This window comes from Methanoculleus marisnigri JR1, from assembly GCF_000015825.1.
Lineage (GTDB): Archaea > Halobacteriota > Methanomicrobia > Methanomicrobiales > Methanoculleaceae > Methanoculleus > Methanoculleus marisnigri.
This window is the reverse complement of record NC_009051.1, coordinates 483,053-499,078: the sequence shown is the minus strand read 5'-3', so window position 1 is coordinate 499,078 and position 16,026 is coordinate 483,053. Positions and strand designations below refer to the sequence as shown.

The 16,026-nt window shown below is 65.0% G+C and carries 20 protein-coding genes; 4 read left to right on the top strand and 16 right to left on the bottom strand.

Going from position 1 to position 16,026, the window contains the following annotated elements:
- Positions 1-137: 137 nt before the first annotated feature.
- The 8 genes from MEMAR_RS02505 to cbiT are packed head-to-tail and all read right to left on the bottom strand — an operon-like array spanning position 138 to position 5,811.
- Positions 138-710: a cobalt-precorrin-7 (C(5))-methyltransferase gene (locus tag MEMAR_RS02505; RefSeq protein ID WP_011843358.1), complete on the bottom strand. Its 573-nt coding sequence runs from the start codon at positions 708-710 to the stop codon at positions 138-140.
- Positions 707-1,720 (bottom strand): cobalt-precorrin-5B (C(1))-methyltransferase, encoded by a 1,014-nt coding sequence (locus tag MEMAR_RS02500; protein WP_011843357.1) that lies wholly within the window; start codon positions 1,718-1,720, stop codon positions 707-709. Before MEMAR_RS02500 ends, MEMAR_RS02505 begins: the two co-directional genes overlap by 4 nt.
- Complete coding sequence (locus MEMAR_RS02495; RefSeq protein ID WP_143706304.1) at positions 1,701-2,384, bottom strand: precorrin-8X methylmutase; 684 nt, start codon at positions 2,382-2,384, stop codon at positions 1,701-1,703. The genes MEMAR_RS02500 and MEMAR_RS02495 overlap by 20 nt, the downstream gene beginning before the upstream one ends.
- Positions 2,329-3,126: a precorrin-3B C(17)-methyltransferase gene (cobJ, locus tag MEMAR_RS02490; RefSeq protein ID WP_011843355.1), complete on the bottom strand. Its 798-nt coding sequence runs from the start codon at positions 3,124-3,126 to the stop codon at positions 2,329-2,331. Before cobJ ends, MEMAR_RS02495 begins: the two co-directional genes overlap by 56 nt.
- Entirely contained in the window at positions 3,095-3,967 is an 873-nt protein-coding gene (cbiG, locus tag MEMAR_RS02485; RefSeq protein WP_011843354.1) for a cobalt-precorrin 5A hydrolase, read from the bottom strand. Before cbiG ends, cobJ begins: the two co-directional genes overlap by 32 nt.
- Positions 3,964-4,680: a cobalt-precorrin-4/precorrin-4 C(11)-methyltransferase gene (locus MEMAR_RS02480; protein WP_011843353.1), complete on the bottom strand. Its 717-nt coding sequence runs from the start codon at positions 4,678-4,680 to the stop codon at positions 3,964-3,966. The genes cbiG and MEMAR_RS02480 overlap by 4 nt, the downstream gene beginning before the upstream one ends.
- Complete coding sequence (locus MEMAR_RS02475; RefSeq protein ID WP_011843352.1) at positions 4,673-5,290, bottom strand: cobalt-factor II C(20)-methyltransferase; 618 nt, start codon at positions 5,288-5,290, stop codon at positions 4,673-4,675. Before MEMAR_RS02475 ends, MEMAR_RS02480 begins: the two co-directional genes overlap by 8 nt.
- Positions 5,281-5,811 carry a precorrin-6Y C5,15-methyltransferase (decarboxylating) subunit CbiT gene (cbiT, locus tag MEMAR_RS02470; protein ID WP_011843351.1) on the bottom strand — a complete coding sequence of 177 codons (531 nt, stop codon included), beginning with the start codon at positions 5,809-5,811 and terminating at the stop codon, positions 5,281-5,283. Before cbiT ends, MEMAR_RS02475 begins: the two co-directional genes overlap by 10 nt.
- 189 nt (positions 5,812-6,000) lie before the next feature.
- Here cbiT and MEMAR_RS02465 point away from each other — a divergent pair, with 189 nt between their 5' ends.
- Together MEMAR_RS02465 and MEMAR_RS02460 are read left to right on the top strand one after the other, a co-directional pair.
- Complete coding sequence (locus tag MEMAR_RS02465; protein ID WP_048063729.1) at positions 6,001-6,177, top strand: 4Fe-4S binding protein; 177 nt, start codon at positions 6,001-6,003, stop codon at positions 6,175-6,177.
- Positions 6,167-7,363: an NAD(P)/FAD-dependent oxidoreductase gene (locus tag MEMAR_RS02460; protein ID WP_011843349.1), complete on the top strand. Its 1,197-nt coding sequence runs from the start codon at positions 6,167-6,169 to the stop codon at positions 7,361-7,363. The genes MEMAR_RS02465 and MEMAR_RS02460 overlap by 11 nt, the downstream gene beginning before the upstream one ends.
- On the opposite strand, the gene MEMAR_RS02455 is transcribed toward MEMAR_RS02460, so the two are convergent.
- Positions 7,355-8,020 carry a potassium channel family protein gene (locus tag MEMAR_RS02455; RefSeq protein WP_048063728.1) on the bottom strand — a complete coding sequence of 222 codons (666 nt, stop codon included), beginning with the start codon at positions 8,018-8,020 and terminating at the stop codon, positions 7,355-7,357. The two genes, MEMAR_RS02460 and MEMAR_RS02455, sit on opposite strands and share 9 nt — an antisense overlap.
- 54 nt (positions 8,021-8,074) lie before the next feature.
- Here MEMAR_RS02455 and rnhB point away from each other — a divergent pair, with 54 nt between their 5' ends.
- A complete protein-coding gene (gene rnhB, locus MEMAR_RS02450) occupies positions 8,075-8,704 on the top strand; it encodes a ribonuclease HII (protein ID WP_048063727.1) in 630 nt (209 codons plus the stop codon).
- A 40-nt stretch (positions 8,705-8,744) separates the two neighbouring features.
- Entirely contained in the window at positions 8,745-10,076 is a 1,332-nt protein-coding gene (locus MEMAR_RS02445; protein ID WP_011843346.1) for a site-2 protease family protein, read from the top strand.
- Between the two features lie 347 nt (positions 10,077-10,423).
- On the opposite strand, the gene MEMAR_RS02440 is transcribed toward MEMAR_RS02445, so the two are convergent.
- The 7 genes from MEMAR_RS02440 to MEMAR_RS02410 form a co-directional block, all read right to left on the bottom strand.
- Complete coding sequence (locus tag MEMAR_RS02440; RefSeq protein WP_011843345.1) at positions 10,424-11,515, bottom strand: SPFH domain-containing protein; 1,092 nt, start codon at positions 11,513-11,515, stop codon at positions 10,424-10,426.
- Between the two features lies 1 nt (position 11,516).
- Positions 11,517-11,975, bottom strand: a complete 459-nt coding sequence (locus tag MEMAR_RS02435; RefSeq protein ID WP_011843344.1) for an NfeD family protein — start codon at positions 11,973-11,975, stop codon at positions 11,517-11,519.
- A 47-nt stretch (positions 11,976-12,022) separates the two neighbouring features.
- Complete coding sequence (locus tag MEMAR_RS02430) at positions 12,023-12,568, bottom strand: hypothetical protein (RefSeq protein WP_048063726.1); 546 nt, start codon at positions 12,566-12,568, stop codon at positions 12,023-12,025.
- Positions 12,569-12,632: 64 nt separating this feature from the next.
- On the bottom strand, positions 12,633-13,598 hold the full coding sequence (locus MEMAR_RS02425) for a phosphatase PAP2 family protein (RefSeq protein ID WP_011843342.1): 966 nt from the start codon (positions 13,596-13,598) through the stop codon (positions 12,633-12,635).
- Positions 13,595-14,254, bottom strand: a complete 660-nt coding sequence (locus MEMAR_RS02420; protein WP_011843341.1) for a MarC family protein — start codon at positions 14,252-14,254, stop codon at positions 13,595-13,597. The genes MEMAR_RS02425 and MEMAR_RS02420 overlap by 4 nt, the downstream gene beginning before the upstream one ends.
- 58 nt (positions 14,255-14,312) lie before the next feature.
- Positions 14,313-15,482 (bottom strand): hypothetical protein, encoded by a 1,170-nt coding sequence (locus MEMAR_RS02415; protein WP_245526637.1) that lies wholly within the window; start codon positions 15,480-15,482, stop codon positions 14,313-14,315.
- Between the two features lie 257 nt (positions 15,483-15,739).
- Positions 15,740-15,994 (bottom strand): DUF3303 domain-containing protein, encoded by a 255-nt coding sequence (locus MEMAR_RS02410; RefSeq protein ID WP_011843339.1) that lies wholly within the window; start codon positions 15,992-15,994, stop codon positions 15,740-15,742.
- Positions 15,995-16,026 lie beyond the last annotated feature (32 nt).

Genomic DNA, 16,026 nt, shown 5'->3' with positions numbered 1-16,026 from the left:
ACCAACTCCTCGGTACCGAATTTTACGAGGCCGCCCCGCTTAGTGTCGGGTGCCGAAATTCGTGAAGTACTGAGACTTCAAAACCAGAAGGGGATGCATCTCCTATCCCCTGGTGACGTATCCAGATCGGACACCCTCTAAAACGCCCCCGCCACCACCACATAGAGTTCGCCCCGGGGCGCCGGGGGCTCCCCCGCCGTCCCGGCGGCGATCCGTTCAGCCGGGTAGCCGAGATCCTCGCAGACGGCAAGCCGGATTCGGGGCGGGAGGGCGGCCGCGAGCGCCCCGACGTCGAAGGCCGGGTCGGCGATGAGGAAGACGACCTTCCCCCGGACGACCTCCTCCCGCGCTTCGGCTATCGCCCGGTCGTGATCCTTCCCGTGGGCGGAGACGACCGCGGCCCGCGCCAGCGGAACCTTCAGGCGGGCGAACGCGACCTGGAGCGAGGAGATCCCGGGGACGACGTCGCCCGGGAGGTAGCCGAGCCCCGCGAGCATCGGGTCGCCCGTCGAGAGGACGACCGCATGGGCAGGGAGGGAGCGGAGGCCCCGGTAATCCTCGATCTCGTGCACCTCAGAGCCCGCCGGGATGGCGTCGCGGGCAAGCGCGATCGCCCGTGCGGAGCCGTAGACGAGCGACGCTCCCGCGATGGTGCTCGCCGCCTCCGCGGTCAGCATGCCGGGGCCGCAGCCCACGCCGACGATCTTCATGGCGGCTCCCCGATGATCCGGCCGTCGCGGTCGACAATCACCACCCGGACGCGGGGGTAGCGCGCCCGGAACGCTGCAAGCTCCCGGCGGACCGTCTCCTCCCAGAGCGGGGTCGCCGAGAGTTCTTCCACCGTCACGCACCCGGTTCCGGAAAGGACGTCGGGGTTCATGAACTTCAGGATCAGGCCGGGCAGCCCGCAGATGACCGCGTCGCCCTCGACCGCCCGGAGTGCTTCCTCGAGTTTGTTCCCGACCAGGATCGCCTCGTGCTCCGGGAAGAGGAGACGGGAGTAACGCAGGCCGAGCCTGCCGGTCGTCAGCACGACCGCTCCGGGAGCGCGGGCGATACGGTCGATCACGCCCTCCGTCATATGGTCGTCCCAGGGCTCCACGAACCCGGTCGTTCCGAGGACTGATATCCCCCCGTGCACCCCGACCCGGGGATTCAGCGTCTTCTGCGCCACCTCCGCCCCCCGGGGAATCGTCAGGATGACCGTCGTCCCTGATAGATCCGCCTCCTCCACCGCCTCGTCGATGGAGCGCCGGATGCAGTCGAGCGCCGGAGCGCTGATCGCGGGCGTCCCCCGCCGGTGGCGGGGGGTGTCGCGGGCGAAACTCCCGATGCCCTCGCCGGGAACGAACTGGACTCCCCCGGAGAGGGAGGGGGCCGCCATCGCGACGAACTCAAGCCCCCCCGTCACATCCGCGGTGTAGTCCCCGGCATCTTTGCGGCAGGACGCCTGCCCACGGTAGCCGTCGACCGCGAGCCGGACCGCGATGCCGCAGGGGAGGGTGACGTCCACCTCCCGAACGGTGTCGCAGGCGAGCGAGAGGATTGCAGCCTTGCAGGCCGCGGCCGCCGTCGTCCCGGTCGAGAACCCCCGGCGAAGGACCGTTCCCGATGCGGTCAGAACCGCAAGGCCCCTCCGGACGTCGTCGAGGAGGTCCGGGGAGCGGCAGGCCGCCACCCATGCCGCGGGATACTCAAAGTCAGTAACCGGGTCCCGCATGACCTTCACGCTCGGCATGAATCGTGATGATCTCGTTCATCGCCGCCACCGCGACCGGCGTCCCGCCCCGGGTGCCGGCGTTCGAGACCGACGGCACGTCGACGATGCGCAGTTCCTCCTTCGACTCTGCGGCGTTCACGAACCCCACCGGGGTTCCGACGACCAGCGCCGGCCGGACCCCTTCCCGGATCAGGTCGCAGACGACGAGAAGCGCCGAAGGAGCGTTCCCGATGACCACGATAGCGCCCTCCAGCCGGTCGCGCAGGGCGAGAAACCCCGCGGACGTCCGGGTGATCCCGCGCTCGCGGGCGAGATCCTCGCCGTAGTCGAGGGCGCAGAGGATCTCGCTTGCATGCCCGCGTTTCAGGATGCCCGCCTGCACCATCCGGATATCGACAATAATCGGTGCCCGGCGGGCAAGCGCGGCAACCCCGGCGTCGACCGGGTCGCCGGAAAAGCGCATGAGATCGGCCATCGCGAAGTCGCCGACCGCCACCGAGCACCGCTGCCGGATCCGGTCTTCGAGGGTGGTGTTCCCCACCCGTTCCCGGGCCAGGTTCCGGCTCGCGCTCGCTATCGCGTAGGCCTCCGGCGTGACCGCCGCAAGGTCAGTATACGTATTTCCGGTGGTATCCCCGGGGCGTGATGATTCCTCTCGCACCATTCTCATCCCTCCAGATCCTCGTCTCTTCTCCGCCGATAAAAACGATCGAATGCATGTCCACGAAGGCGAAGTGGTCTTCGAACTCTCCAAGCGTCGTGATCAACCGCTCCTCTCCCTCCCGGTAGGCGTTCTTGATCACCCCGACCGGCGTCGTCTCCAGGAGGTGACGGCGGGCGATCCCGACCGCTGCATCAAGGTTGTGCGGCCTTCCTCTCGAACGGGGGTTGTAGAGGACGACCGGCACCCGCATCCGGAACGCGAGGTCGAGCCTCCGCTCGATCTCCTCCCGGGGGGTCAGGAGATCCGAGAGGCTCATCGTGACGTAGTCGCCCGAGAGCGGCGAACCGAGCCGTGCCGCCGCCGAGACCGCTGCCGTGATCCCGGGGACGACCGCGACCGCGACCGTCGAGCCCGACCGTTCGGCCACCTCGAGGACGATGCTCGCCATCCCGTAGACCCCGGCGTCGCCGCCGCTCACCATCGCGACGACACGGTCGCGCGCGAGGTCGAGCGCTTTTGCCGCCCGGTCGACCTCCTTGCCCATACTGCTCCGGACGACCTCTTTCCCGGCGAGCATCGGCTCGACGAGATCGAGGTAGAACCCGTTGCCGATGACGCAGTCGGCCTCGCCGAGGGCTTTCAAGGCGCGGGGCGTCATCTGCAGCAGGTTGCCGGGGCCGGTGCCGACGATGTACAGCCTTCCTCCGCCGCTATCGTGCGATTGCAACAGTGACACCACCATATGTCTGTTTGACGAGAACCAGAACTTTGCGCTTCGCGATCGCGAGAGCCGCGGGTTCCGCGACCCCGGCAAGCCCGATCAGCGGGGCCCGCGAGGGCGACGGAGCCTCCTGTGCGTTCAATGTCCCGTCGTCTAAGAAGACGAGGTTGCCGCCCAGGTTCGCGACGGCATCGAGAAGCCCCGCCTCGCCGCGCTTTTTTGCGGTCGTCGCGTAGACGAGAACCTCGTCCGGGGCGATCCCGGCCTCACGAAGTGCCCGCCGGACGGCTTCTTCCACCTCGGCCGCGTCGACGCCCTTGCGGCACCCGACGCCGACGACGTGCTCGCCCTTCCTGACGAGGAGGGAGACACCCGGGCCCGCGACGACGAACCCTGGGCCGGCGACGGCGTAGAGGGGAACGTCACCGTCCAGCATCGCGGCGTTCACCGCCCGGGTGGAGTCGCGGTTCACGATCTCGCACCCCGTGCGGGCGGCAAGCCCCTCGACCGATTCCCGCCCCCGGGTCTCGGTCGCGGTCGTGATCACCGGCTCGATCCCGAGAGCGGCGAGTTCCCGGGCAAGGTCGTTTCCGCCGTGGTGCCCGCCGACGACCGGGACGGCGTAGCGGAGGTCCGGCCCGACCACCACCACCGCCGGGTCGCGCCACTTGTCGGTGAGGAGGGGCGCTATCCCCCGGACGGCGATCCCGGCCGACATCAGGGCGACGATCCGGCCGTAGCCGGCAAACGCCGCCCGGAACACGTCCGGGCCGTAGGAGAGGACGTCGGCACCGAGAGCGTCCGCGATCCGGCGGGCGTCGGGGAGGAACCGCTCGAGCGCGATCACGACTGTCCCGGTCATGAGTAGAGGACCGACCTCCCGAACCCGGACGTTGCCGGATCCACCACTCGCCCGATCACGATCAGCGCCGTCCGCTCGATCCCGGCCGCCCGGGCCTTTTGTGCGATGTCGGCCACCGTTCCCCGGACGACTTTCTGGTCGGGCCAGGAAGCGTGGTAGACGACCGCCGCCGGGGTATCGGGCGGGCACTCCACCCGGGCGAGGATCTCCTCCATTCGCTCCGTTCCGAGGAAGACCACCATCGTCTGTCCGAGCCGGGATAACTCGGGGATCAGGTCCGATTCAAGCGTCGCTCCCGCCGGGCGGGTGACGATCAGGCTCTCGGAGACGTCGCGGAGGGTGAACTGGGTCTTTAAGGCCGCCGCGGCCGCAAAGAGCGACGAGACCCCGGGGACGATCTCGGCCTCGATCCCGCGCCGCTCGAGTTCCGCCATCTGCTCCACGATCGCGCCGTAGAGCGCCGGGTCGCCGGAGTGGAGACGGACGACGAGTTTGCCGGCACGGACGTGCTCTTCGATGGCATCGACGATCTCGTCAAGGGTCATCCCCCAGCTGTCGAGTCTCACGCCCGCGCCCGATTCCTCCACGAGTGCCGGGTTCACGAGCGAACCCGCGTAGATGAGGACGTCCGCCCGCCGGAGGAGGTCCATCCCCCGGACGGTGATGAGGTCGGGCGCCCCCGGCCCCGCACCCACGATGGAGAATTTAAGCATGCGGCCGCCTCGCAAAGAGGATCGAGAAGTAGTCGCTCTTCTCGGGGAGATCGCCCCCCCGGTAGACCCGCTGCTCCGGCATGAACATCCGCTCGACGAGGACGAACTCCGAGTAGCCCTCCTCCGAGAGAGAGGCCGCGAGCGCCGCCGGCTTCCTGACTTTCATGAAGATCCGGGATTCCGGCCCGTTCCCGTCGGAGACAAGAAATCCGCCGGCCACCGGGACGTTCGCGACCGACGCAAACGCCGTGATGGAACTGATCCCGGGCTCGGTCGCAAACGCGACTTCCGGGTAACGGGCAGCGATCACCTCGCAGAGCCGCGAGAATGTCGAGTAAAAGTTCGGGTCGCCGAGGATCCCGAATACCGAGAGACCGTCCGCTGCGTGCGGCGCAATCCGGTCGGCGTTCTCTTCCATGCACGTTCTGATGTAGTCCTCGTCGTTCGTCATCGGGAAGTTGAGGACGACGGCGTCGGGGCGGTACGGCCGCACCAGGTCGTAGGCAAGATTTCCGGGGACAAAGACCGCCGATGCTTCGCGAAGGAGCCTGACCGCCCTGAGGGTCAGGAGTTCCGGGTCGCCGGGCCCGAGCCCCACGCCTACGAGCATCCGGCACCCCCGACGACGATGTAGACGGGATTGATGGGTTTGAACATCACCCCGCCGGCGATCCCCGCCGACCGCGAGACCTGGAGGTGGACGGCTTCCTCGAAGATCCCGAGACGCTGCATGCTCGCTATCGCCTCATGAAGCGTCCCGACCATCACCGCGTTCACGACGATCTTTCCCCGCACCCGGTCGGCGAGGAGGTCGAGGACCTCCGGCAGGCGGCGGGAGCCCCCGACAAAGGCGGCGTCGAGCGCCCCCAGATCCGGGAGGATCTCCACCGCATCGCCCTCGAAGAACTCGATGTTCTCTGCACCGGCGCGAGCCGCCTCGGCCCGGGCATACGCGATCGCCTCCGATCGGCGGTCGATCGCGTAGACCCGCTCCGCCGTCTTCGATGCAGCGACAGCAATCTTTCCCGTCCCGCACCCGATATCGGCCACCCGGTCGCCCGGGAGGATGCCGAGTTTTGCGAGCGAGACGGCCATGACTTCGTCCTGCGTTGGTCCGCCCTTCAATCCCATGGCATTCACGTTACCCAGATAAATTTGTGCTAACTCCTATTTAATGGAGCAGTGGGCCGTCTCGCCGCCCGGCTCCGGGCGGCGCGGGACGACGGTGCACAGATCCGGCATCAGGGACGAAGATTCTGGTGCTGCAACTCGCGCGAGGAGCATAAAGGTTTTTGCGGGACAGAAGACATTATGAGTACAATGCTCAGGATAAACCGAGACAAGTGTGGATACTGCGGCACCTGCGTCGCAGTCTGTCCCGAGGATGCGCTCGAGCTGATCGATGTGTACCTCAGCCTTGAGCGGGAGTGCATCGCCTGCGGTATCTGCGCACGGGCGTGCCCGCTCGGAGCACTGGAGGTCATCCATGAAGAATAACTACGATATCCTCATCATCGGGGGCGGGCCCGCCGGCGCTCTTGCGGCGAAGACAGCAGCAGAAGCCGGAAACACGGTCTGCCTCATCGAGAAGCGCGCCGCCATCGGCACGCCCGTCCGGTGTGCGGAGGGAATCGGCAAAGAACTCTTAAAAGAGTTCATCAAGCCCGACCCACGCTGGATTGCCGCCGATATCGAGCGTGCCCGGATCATCTCACCGAACGGCACCGCCATCAGTCTCGAACAGGACAGAGCGGGAAACGAGGTCGGCTACGTCCTCGACCGGAAAATCTTTGACCGGGAGCTCGTCTGGCAGGCGGCCGAGGCCGGGGCGGACGTGATCGTCAAGACCCGGGCGACCGCACCGATCATGGAGAACGGAGCGGTCCGGGGTGCGAAGGTGCTCTCGGTCGGCATACCGGCAGATATCCGGGCCGAGGTGGTCATCGCCGCCGACGGCACGGAAGCGCAGTTTGCCCGCCGGGCCGGGCTCGACACCGTCGTCCCCCTCCGGGAGATGATGAGCTGCGCCCAGTACCTGATGACCGACATCGACATCGACGCAGGCTCGACGGATTTCTACCTGGGCAACGAGATCGCGCCCGAAGGCTACCTCTGGGTCTTCCCGAAGGGCAACCGGACGGCAAACGTCGGGATCGGCATCTCCGGCCGCAAGAGCCGGGACGGGTCCCGGGCAAAGGACTACCTGGACCGGTTCGTCGCAAAGAACTTCCCGAACGGCAAGACAATCGAGGCGATCGCGGGCGGCGTCCCGGTCTGCCGGCCGCTCGCCTGCACGGTCGCCGATGGGCTCATGGTCGCCGGGGACGCGGCAAGGGTCGTCGACCCCATCACCGGCGGCGGGATCGGCAACGCCATGTATACCGGAAGGCTCGCCGCACAGGTGGCATCGAAGTGCATAGCGGCGGGCGACTGCTCGAAAGAGGCCCTGATGCCCTACGATGCAGAATGGCGGGCATCGAAGATGGGGACGGTCCTCGAGCGGAACTACAAGGTCAAGGAGTACTTCGTCACCCTCGACGACGCGAAACTCAACACCCTCGCGGAATCTATCGCCCAGAGCAGCCTCAAAGAGTTCTCGGTCCTGGGTCTCATCAAGGAACTGATCAAGCGGAACCCGAAACTGCTCCTCGAACTCAAAGCACTCAAAGATACGCTATCCTGAGCGTATCAACTGCTTGTTGAGGGTCTTTAAGGTCTCCGTCTCCGCCTCTTTTTTCGTGAACACCGTGATGACGTCGCCCGGCCGGATACGGACGGTGCCGCTCGGGATGATGAGGTCGCCCCCGGCACGCCGGATGGCGATGAAGACGAAGTCCCGGACTTCGAGCTCGCGGATCTCGTGGTCGACGATGGGCGCGCCCTCGTCGGCGACGATCTCGAAGATGGTGCCGCCGGGGATCGAGGCGACCTGCTGGAGGTTCGGGCTCTTCGCCCAGTAGTAGAGCCGGGTCGCCACCAGCTCGTCGGGGTTCTCGCTGATCCTCACCCCAACCTCGTTGAAGAGATCGGAGTGCTCCTTCTGGTTGACGATCGAGACGACGTTTCCGACTTCGTAGCGTTTCGCGAGCCAGCAGGTCATCAGGTTCACGGCGTCGTCGCTCGTCGTGGCGACCAGAGCATCGGCCCGGTCGATCCCCGCGTCCTCGAGCACCGATTTGTCGGTTGCGTTCCCGGTGATGGCGAGAACGTCGTAGTGCTCCAGGATATCGCTCGCGCGTTCCTCGTCCTGGTCGATCACCACCACGGAGTCGCCGGCGTTCACGGCGATCGCAGTCAGGTTCCGGCCGATTCCCCCAAGGCCGATGATGATCGTGTACATCCATCTGGATTCAACCGTCAGCATTGAAATACCTTTGCGAATAAATCAGGTTGTGTGATCTGCGGGGTGGACGAAGCGGGGAAGGGTTCGGTTCTCGGCCCGATGGTAGTCGCCGCCGTCGGGTGCCGCGAGATCGAAGATCTTGCGACCCTTCCCATCAGGGACTCGAAGGTGCTCCGGCCGAAACAGCGCGAGGCGCTCTACGAGATTCTCTTCCGCGATTTTTCGATAGCGATCGTCACCATCGATGCCGCCGGGATCGATGATGCCCGGAGCAGGATGAGCATGAACACCTGCGTGGCCGAACTCCACGCCGAGGCGCTCATGAGCCTCCAGCCGGAGTACGCCTACGTGGACGCCTGCGACGTGAACGCAGAACGCTACGGGCGGACGGTTGCGGAGCTCCTCGACTATCCCTGCGAGATCGTCGCAGAACACCACGCCGACGCCCGGCACAAGGTCGTCGGCGCGGCGAGCGTCGTCGCGAAAGTCACCCGTGACCGGGCGATCCGGGAACTCGAACAGCAGTACGGAGCGATCGGGAGCGGCTACCCCTCCGACCCGGCGACCATCGAGTTCCTCCGGGGCTACATCCGCTCTCACGGAAGCCCGCCGGCCTGCGCCCGCCGGAGCTGGAAGACGGTCACGAATCTCTGTCAGACGACGATGCAGGATTTCACGTGACCGGGAAGGTTTTATGCCTCGCGCGCTCTAATCGTGAGTGATGAACTGGCTCCAGATACTCCTTCTCCTCGTCGCGGCATACCTCCTTATTGCTTATTACATCCGTGAACGAGGACTGTTCAAGGAACACGTCATGTTCTTCGGCCCGATCCTCGCCATCAAGACCGAACGGGTCGGTTTCTTCGACTGGTTCCGGAAGTTCGGAACGGTGCTTCGGGCTTACGCGACGCTCGGGGTCCTGCTGGTGGTCGTGGTTTCGGCCTTCATGACCCTCGCCCTGCTCGTCGCGGTTCCCCAGTATCTGGTGCATACCCCGGAGCCGACCGGGATCTACGACCCGAGAAACCTCCTCGCGATACCCGGTGTCAACCAGGCGATCCCGATCACCGCGGCCGTCTTCCTCGGCCTCCTCCTCACGATCGTCATCCACGAGTTCGGTCACGCCATCCTCGCCCGGGTCGAGAATATGCGGGTCAAGAGCATGGGCCTCCTCATCGCCGTCATCCCGATAGGGGCGTTCGTCGAGCCCGACGAGGAAGACGTGGAAGCGGCCAGGGGGATGCCGAAGATCCGGATGTTCGGCGCCGGGATCACGAACAACATAGTCTTCGGCCTCGCATGCTTTGCGGCGATGTTCCTTCTCTTCGGGATGGCGGCGCCCCTTGCCGTCCCGCTCGTCCAGGGAGTCTACCAGGACTACCCCGCGGCCGACGCGGGGATTCCCGGCTACTCGATCATCACGGGCGTGAACGGTGTTCCCGTGGCAAGCCAGGAAGAGATTGCAGCGATCATGGACGGGACGCGGCCGGGTGAGACGGTCACGCTGACTGCCGCAAAAGACGGAGTCGAGAGCACCTACACGCTCACCCTCTCCGAGTGGCCGGAGGCGCTCAACGGCGACCGGGATTCCGGGTTCATGGGGGTCTACTACTACAGTGCTCCCGCGGTGAAGGAACATATCGGGAATATCGCAGATCTCGGGCTTCTTGCGCCCCTCTACCTGACGATAGCCCCGATCGACGCATTCATCCAGGGCAACACCCAGCAGCTCGGGATCCTGCTCACCGATACCCCCGAGCAGATAGCCTGGGAGGAGCCGTTCCCCCTCTTCTGGGGCACGGTTCACCTCCTCTTCTGGACCGGGTGGTTCAACCTGCTGGTCGGGATGTTCAACGCGATACCGATCGTCCCGCTCGACGGCGGTTACATGATGAAGGAAGGCGTGGAACGGTTCTTCGAGCGCCGGGGCTGGTCGCAGTACGCGCAGCGGGTCGTCGCCTCGATCAGCGGCTTTGTGACGGTGATGCTGATCCTCCTCATCACGATGCCGATGATCGTTGCGGCGCTGCGGTTCGTGCTGACGATGGGGTAAGACTCACTGCACCAGGCGGTGCAGCGATCTCAATTCTCCCACGCGTAGAGGTTTACCCCCGGGGCCTGAACTCCGACCCAAAGGGCCGCCCCTTCGCGAAGGCGGTATTTTTCGGCAAACCTATAACCTCCTTCGCGGTCTCGAAGAACTTCGTTTTTCTCAAAACCCGGCTGTATCGGCAGTCGTTCTTCGCGTGAGACAATAGCGGTGGTGCCGGAGTCTCAGCCGGGGGAAGCCTGCCATTGCACCCTTTAAACGCTGGAATTACAGAAATTACTCCCGCTTCAGGTTCGGCAGGGTCAAGTGGAATTCGGGTTCGATGAATAAAAGAGGGGGGGGACCGGGCCTTATAGCCCCTCGTCCTCTCCCTTCCCGATCAGGTCCCGTGACTTCTTCTGCATCTCCACGCCGATGTCGGTATCGATGCTCTTTACCGCCTCCTCAGCGGTTCTGACCACATCCCGTCCCGGGATCTCCCCGAGGATATCCTCCGGGGGCAGTTCTCCTCCTTCCGGAACTTCGGGTGCCTCGGTCGTGGCGCCGAGGTACTCCGCGGCCTGCTTCACAATGCTCGAGAGCTCGAAGGGGAATATGATCTTCGTCGCCTGGCCCTCGGCCATCTTCTTCAAGGCGTCGAGGGAGAGGACCGTGATCGCCCGCTTATCAAGCGGCCGGGCGCCGACCGAGAGGATGCGCAGCCCCTGCGCCTCGCCCTGCGCCTGCAGGATCTTCGATAGCCGTTCACCCTCGGCCCGCAGGATCTTGCTCTGCCGCTCGCCCTCGGCCTCCAGGATGATGCTCTGCCGGCTCCCCTCCGCCTTGAGGATCGCCGCCCGCTTCTCGCCGTCCGCACGGAGGATCGCCGCACGCCGCTCACGCTCGGCCGCGGTCTGCTCGGTCATCGCCTGCTTGACCGCACCCACCGGGTCGACCTCCTTGATCTCCACTCGCTCGACTTTGACGCCCCAGGCATCGGTCTCACGGTCCAGAATATCCCTGAGGCGGGCGTTGATGACGTCCCGGTTGTAGAGGACCTCGTCGAGTTCCATGTCGCCGATGATCCCGCGCAGGCTCGTCTGCGCCAGCGCCACCGTCGCCGACCGGTAGTTCATCACCTCGAAGTAGGCCTTCTCGGGATCGATTATTCGGACATAGACGATCGCGTCGACGTTCGTCGGGGAGTTGTCCTTCGTGATCACCTCCTGCCGCGGGACGTCCATCACCTCTGTCCGGAGGTCGAGTTTCTTGACTACCGTAATCAGCGGGACGACCCACCGAAAGCCGGGGTTCATCCTCCCGATGTAGCGTCCCAGGCGGATCTGAAGTCCCTGTTCGTAGGGCTGTACGATCACCACGCCACGGGCGAAGATGATGATGATGACGATGATAAGAAAGACCGTGATGAGCCCGGTCAACGGGCCCTCTCCAGTAAAAAGCATCTTAAACTACCTCCTTCACAACGACGTGCACCCCTTCGGAGCGAACGACGATAACTTTTCTCCCGACCGGGATCTCTCCCGACTCGGAACGGGCGCTCCACTCCATGCTCCCGAGCCGTACCTTCCCCACGAGCGTCTCCGGATCGACCGGGACGACCACCGTTCCCTCGAGACCGACGAGCGAGTCGCGGGAGAGGGTCGTCGGCGGTTCCTGACCGGGCGTGAGGCGGCCGTAGAGCCACACGGTGACCGAGGCCGCCACGATTGCCGCGAGGACCCCGACGACGAGACCCCAGGGGGACGAGAGGATGTCGACACCGAGGAGGAGGAGAACCCCGAGGATGATCATGACCGTCGCGGGGACGGCGATGAAGAACCCGGGCTGGTAGACCTCCACCAGGAGCAGCACCGCTCCGAGCACGATCAGCATCCAGCCGAGAGTGATCCCCTCTGCAAGCATAGGAGTGAGTCGGCTTTCGGCTATAAAAGCCTGCTGAAGGATGGTTTTTACCCGAGATCCGTCACCGGCGTGATCTGGGGCGGGGCGATCCGGATCAGGAACCTCTCGCCGGGCGCAAGCGGCCGGGATGGATAGATGACCAGGTCGAACTGTTCTCCGGGCTCGAGGAGCGTGTCGTCGTCCGCCTGCAGAAACGGGATCGTGTGTCCCGTCCGGGCGATCGTCCAGTTCCCGGGCGATACGGGTGCTCCGGCAGTCCTTGCGAGACGCTCGGTGCCTTCAGCGGTGGCGACCTCGAGCGCGGCGCGGCCGATATCGACGCTCCCCATATCGCCGACGAAGAGGCGGACGCTGCAGGTGACCGCCCCCATCCGTGACGGATCGGGCCGGTCGCAGACGAGGGCGACGCCGTCGACGGTTCCGCCGGTGAGCGCGTAACCGTAGACCTCGCCGGAGACCATCAGGCATCCCCCGGTCTCCTCGAGCGCGGAGTAGACGAAGCCCGCCGGATGGCCGGGGGGAGCGTTCAGGGCGTGGGCCGCAAGCACGGCAAACAGGATCGCCACGACGCAGAGGATCATCCCTTCGAGCACCGTGAAGACCGCCTTCCGTCGAATCCATACGGAATTCTCGTCCGGAGGGGATATATACCCGGCGTTACGTGCCCGGGCCGTACCGGGCGAAGAACGCCGGGGCACCGAACGAGACCCAGGCCCCGGCAACGGCGGCCCGGAGGTACTGGAAGAGGTAGGCAGCGGGAACGGCGTCCTGCGGGACGAAGAGCCCGAGCCCGTACCAGATCGCCCCGATTATCAGGATCCCGAAGGCGTAGCGGAACAGGCGGACCGATCCCTTCCCTCTCGCGCACATGCTCCCCGGATGGCGGTCTGCCGCCGCACCTGCCGCAAACCCGAAGAAGAGCCCCGACGCCGTGACCGCGTCCAGGAGAAGGAGCGGGTTGATCGGCTCCCCGGACCGCTCGAGCGCCCCCGCCGCCCAGGAGGCGGGAACCTCCCAGTCCCCGAGGGCCGCGAGAGCGGCAAACGAGGCTATGGCCAGGGCGAGGGAGCCGGCGAATGCGGCAAGCACCTTCCCTGAGAGCGGGAGGGCGGCGACCCGGCGGCCCACCGGTCCCTCGAGAGCGAGGAACGCGAGGAGGACGGCTGCGCCGATCGTCCAGCCCACGAGGACATCGATCGGGAAATGAACACCGAGAAACACCCTCGATCCGCCGATGAGAAAGACCGTTCCTGCCGCGAACGCCCAGACCCACCTGCGCCGGGCGTCGGCGGCGAGCAGCCCCCAGAACGACGCCGACCCCTGAGCGTGCGCCGACGGCAGCCCGAACGACGGGTGACTTCCAAACGCCCTGACCTCCGGACTGACCCAGTAGGGGCGGGGGAGGTGGAACGCGACTTTGAGGGCCTCGTTGAGCCCGCCGGTAATTCCCATCAGGAGGGCCAGACGGAGGCCGAGACGCGTGTCCCAGCACCAGTAGAGGATCAGGATGACGAGCAGGTAGAACTCCGGTTCCCCGAGGGCCGAGAAGAAGAGCATCGGCGCTTCGAGCCACGTCGCGTGGGTCTGGAGTGCCTGGATGAGAGCGATCTGAACATCCGTCATTCCGTACCCGCATCCCCGCCGAAGTCGACGTTCGAGAGCAGCTGGGGCATCGCCTCCGCGATCCCGCTGATGATGAACTGGATGGCTATCGCAAGAACGATGACCGCCATCAGTTTCGGGACGACCCTGAGGCCTCCTTCCCCGATAAAGGCGAATATGCGGGGACCGTAAAGCATTCCGACGTACGAGATGACGAGAGCCACGGCGATCCCGAGGAAGACGGCGATCAGGCTCGATGCACCGGCGGACGTGAGCAGAATCACCGCCGTGATCGTCCCCGGCCCGCAGGAGAGCGGAAAGGCCAGCGGAACGATGGCGATATTCTCCAGGTCACCGGCCTGATAGGACTCGCCGCGTGAACCGAGCATCCCGGTAGCCACGGTGACGAGCAGGATGCCTCCCGCTATCTGGAACGCCGGGACGGTTATGTTGAAGATCGAGAAGACCAGTTGCCCGGTCAGCGCAAAGAAGGCGAGCACGATGAAAGATATTCTAACCGTCGTAAGGATGACCTGACGGCGCTCGTCCGGGGTCATCCCCTCGGTGAGCGCCGTAAAGACCGCGGTCGTGGAGGCCGGATTCATCACCGCGGTAATCGACGCGACCGCGACCAGGGTCAACCCCACAAACCCGGCGATCTCCGTTATCAGGTCCATTCAGGATCACCGCCGTCCGAGTCCATGCGCCCACATACGACCGGCGCGCATACGTACCTTACGGTTTCCTTTCCGCGACCGATTCCAGGACGTGGACCGCGGGGAACGCGTCGAGGAGTTCCCGCGTCAGTTCGGCCCCGAGCGACGGCTGAACGGATTCGAGCCAGAGGAAGAAGCCTGCCATATGGGGCGTCCGCCGGCTCTCGAACTTGAACCCGCCCGTCTTGTTCGGCACCATCTTGAGGTACTCCTTCTTGTTCCGGGTCCGGAGATAGATGATCGGCCGGTAATCCGGGATGTTCACGGCGAGAATGACCTTCGAGAACTGTTTCTGGATCGTATCCGGGTCGTAGGTCTTCCCTTTGATGCGAATGGGGTATCGGGCATCGAGCATCCGGACGGCGGAGGGGTAGAGCCCCCCGAAGAGGACTTTCTTCACGATCGGCGGGATTTCGTCCGGGGTGCCGAGTTCCCCGACGCCTTTCTTCGAGGTGACGGTGGAGATGATGCTCTGCAGCCGCTCGTCGTGCAGTTTCTTGTAGTCGAACGGACGGCGGGGCGGGATGTCCTTGATGGATACCAGTTTTTCGTGCTTGACCCGGCGGGTAGGGCTCCGCTTCAGGTCCCGCTGCCGGATAAGGGCCTTCAAATCCTCGCAGGTGGGCGTGGTGAGGAGGATGTTGTCCGGTTCCTTGAGGAGGCGGCGGACGACGGCCGTCCGGGAGATATCGACCGAGGAGATGAGGAGAAACGGCACGGTCGGCTGCCCGTAGAGATAGCCGAAGAGTTGCTTCTTGTAGCGGATCTCCGCCTCGAACTCTTTTAAGTCGGCAGGAGACGTGATGATCTCCCCAAACGTCAGCGCCCCGGTATGGTCGACGAGCACGAGATCGACTTCGGCGAGGTCCTGGCCGTTCCCCCGGACCTTGACGTCTCCGATGTTCGAGTAGAAGAGCCCGTTCTGACCGAGTTGCGCGCGCCGGACTTTGGCGGGCCCGTCGGCACCCCTGGCCACGACGGAGAGGACCAGATCGGTCTGCAGAGAGAGATCGAGGATCATCTCGTAGACGATCGCCTCGAACCACCGCCCTTCGGCGGTCCGCATCTCGGGGATGTCCTCCGAGAAGAGTTTTTTTCGATCCGCAGGGCGCAGGTGGCGCAGCGCTCTCATGATGATCGCCCGCGTCGGCTGGAGCGAGCTGAAGTTTTTGTCGAGCCACGTAATCATTTGCAACATTCGTTTCACACAGCCGGGTATTGTTATCGTATTGGGGACCGGATAGGGGCCGGAGCACTTCCTGACAGGGAAGTCTATCATCCTATAAGTGCTCATAGAGTTTCCGGTCTCCAGGACTATGAAATTACGCATGGTCTCACCGCCGCGAGGGGGTTCACCACGCCCGGCCTCGCGGCAGGGTTAGGAAGGAGGCGAACTCGAACAGGGCGGGAAAAGAGAGGGGTTCCGGTGCCGGGCAGGGCCCGGGATCAGACCGTCTTGATCGCTTCTTCGAGCGTCATTGCCGGCACGACGTGGGCAACGCCGTACGAACTGAACGGCGCGGTGATCTTTAAGATGGAGCGCTCGTCCGGCGCCTCGAAGACGGCAACCGACATGTGCCTCCCGATGAGGAGGTAGCGCTGGAGGACGTTCACGTCCGAGGGGAACTTAAAGTGCTTCCAGAGTTCCAGAACCTGGTGCGCGTGCTCCGGTTCGAACTGATACCACAGGACAAACAACATCGTCTTCACCGGGTCCCCCATATCATCTCAGG